Origin of the sequence: Rhizobium sp. PDO1-076 (assembly GCF_000247475.1) — a bacterium.
Classification (GTDB): Bacteria; Pseudomonadota; Alphaproteobacteria; order Rhizobiales; family Rhizobiaceae; genus Allorhizobium.
On the sequence record NZ_AHZC01000279.1, the window covers coordinates 1 to 1,380 of the forward strand.

The 1,380-nt window shown below is 56.2% G+C and carries 1 protein-coding gene; it reads left to right on the top strand.

Features of this window, described 5'->3' with window-relative positions:
• Positions 1–138 precede the first annotated feature (138 nt).
• Positions 139–1,380: ISNCY family transposase (locus PDO_RS15060; protein ID WP_007603397.1), on the top strand; the 1,242-nt coding region annotated here is incomplete at its 3' end.

Consider the following 1,380-nt stretch of genomic DNA (forward strand, 5'->3'; position numbering starts at 1 on the left):
GGAGCTATTTAGTAATGCGACAGTTGGGCCAGTTAGAGATGCGACAGTCTCGCCTCTTGATGCACTGGTCAATGCCAACGTCGGGAGCAAGGATGCCGACTTCGAGCTTGGTCGAGACCATGAGCGGTCGGAGTCGTCATGTCCTTGTTGATCACCATGTCGCAGAAAGAATTGCATCGCTTCGAAGTCATTCAAAAGATCCGTGATGAGCGGCTCAGCGTTGTTCAGGCAGCCGAGTTGCTCGACCTGAGTCGAAGTCAGGTGCATCGGCTGCTGCAGGCCTACGACCTCCATGGTCCAGCCGGTATTGTGTCGAAGAAGCGATCTCGACCGAGTAACCGGCGCCATAGCGAAGATTTCCGCAATGCGGCACTGGACCTGATCCGTGAACGCTATCTGGATTTCGGTCCGACGCTGGCGCGCGAGAAGCTGATCGAGCTTCATCGGATCTCGGTATCCAAGGAGACACTGCGGCAATGGATGACCGAGGCCGGCATCTGGGTTTCTCGCCGGGAACGCAAGAAGCGTGTATTTCAGCCTCGCGGCCGGCGGGATTGCTTTGGTGAGTTGGTGCAGATCGACGGATCGCATCACTGGTGGTTTGAGAGCCGCGGCCCCAAATGCGCCCTCCTCGTCTATATCGATGACGCTACAGGAAAGCTTCTACATCTGCGATTTGCTGGGTCGGAGAACACGTTTGACTATCTCCATGCAACGAAGGCCTATCTGCAGCAATGGGGTAAGCCGCTTGCTTTCTACAGCGACAAGCATGGGGTTTTCCGGTCGACGAATGCTTCAAAGACGGACAGGACGAGCGGTCTGACACAATTCGGTCGTGCGCTTTATGAACTGAACATCGACATCATCTGCGCCAACACGCCTCAGGCTAAAGGCCGGGTCGAGCGGGCTAATCAGACGCTGCAGGATCGCCTGGTGAAAGAGATGCGGCTGCGGGGCATCAGCACAATCGATGCGGCCAATGCCTATGCACCTGAGTTCATTGAAGACTTCAACAAGCGTTTTGGCAAGTTGCCGCGCAATCCGAAGGACATGCATCGACCACTCGCTGACCATGAGAACCTCGACGGCGCCATGTGCCGCAAGGAAGTCCGAACACTGTCGCAGTCTCTGACGCTACGTTACGACAAGGTGCTGTTCATTCTCGATCCGACCGAGATCTCGCGGCCACTGGTCGGGCAGAAGGTCGTCGTCTGTGATTACCCGGATGGCAGGCTGGAGATCATGCATCAGAGCTTTTCCCTGCCCTACAGAACTTTCGACAAATTACGGTCTGTGCATCGAGCGGAGGTTGTCGACAACAAGCGGCTGGATGACATGCTGTCGATCGTTGCTGAGATGCAGGCCGGGCGCGAACTTGAG